Source organism: Halolamina salina (assembly GCF_042678005.1).
In the GTDB taxonomy this organism is placed as follows: Archaea; Halobacteriota; Halobacteria; order Halobacteriales; family Haloferacaceae; genus Halolamina; species Halolamina salina.
The window spans coordinates 1-1183 of the sequence record NZ_JBHUDH010000164.1 but is presented as its reverse complement, the minus strand read 5'-3'; the positions used below and the strand labels follow the sequence as shown (position 1 = coordinate 1183).

The 1183-nt window shown below is 42.2% G+C and carries 1 protein-coding gene; it reads right to left on the bottom strand.

The window, feature by feature from the left end; genetic code table 11:
* Positions 1–61: 61 nt before the first annotated feature.
* Entirely contained in the window at positions 62–1036 is a 975-nt protein-coding gene (locus ACFR9S_RS13190; protein WP_074854676.1) for a S1 family peptidase, read from the bottom strand.
* Positions 1037–1183 lie beyond the last annotated feature (147 nt).

Sequence of the window (1183 nt, the reverse complement as noted above, 5' to 3'; positions counted from 1 at the left end):
ATTATAACATACAACGACCACACCAGTCACTCAACGGACAGACGCCAGCGGAGGTGCTTAACTAGACAGTGCCCACATCCTCATTATCGCAGTTTCGTATTATATCGTCCAACAGATTTGCGTGCCAAACTCGGTTTAGCCCCGAATCTTGCTCCACACTCATTAGTCGGTTATCAAGTTCCTCAAGATAATCTTCTAGACCTGGTTCACTATTGTCATCTGTGATCTTGTCCCTAATATCATCAAGAGAGAGTCGACTTTCTGTTTCAAATTCCTCATCAGAATGGATCCCCAATAATGTCGGACTCTGCCGTTTTGCTGGACCAGTGACTCGGAGAGAATCTATCAATTCTTCTTCCTCATCTGAGATTTTAAGGTCCGATTCTACATCATTTAGTTCATAATAATCTGGAATGTGAATAACAGGGCTTCCACTCATACCATTATGTAACCTTGAATCAATGAAGAAATACGGTGAATCATGATAAGCTACTTGATAGGGGCTGGAAATCAAAGCATCTCGCATTATTGGAAGGTAATGGAAATCAGTTAGTAAGTTTGGATAACCAATTACTTTAGCAACATCCCCACCAGATACAGCATTTCCATAATTAGGAATGTCTGCACGATGAAATGCATGTGCAGACTTGATATCGAAGTCTAAGGGCAGGACTGCAATATCGATCCACTCATTATCGGGATGCTCTCTCCATTTTTTCGATCCATCGCTATCATAAAGGTCAACAGTTTTTCGGGTTGTCTCCCTTATGGCTCTGGATTGGCGGATGTGTATGATAAGTGAATCTGGATCACTCTTATCAGGTGGATTTATTACGTGCTTATTTGTGACGAGATATGGTCCAGTAGAAGGAAGACTGGGGTCATCATAATCATCTAATCCCCACTGATGAAAATAGAAAAATCCTGTTCCGACGAACCTCTGATTGTTTCTTCCGTTATAGTGATATCCTATTGGGGTTAGCTTCCGAAAAAGCGGGTTTACGTCATCGCGTGGGTGTTTCCCTGAATGAGGCATCTCTATGGAGATAGTCTGGGAGATTCACATAAAGGATATTTGATCTCCGCCATGAACTGAATTTGCTATCTAGTGGATTTGTATGAGTACAACTACGAGTGGTGTGTCTGAGGATGGGAACAGAGTCCGACAAAACTCGTAGACTGC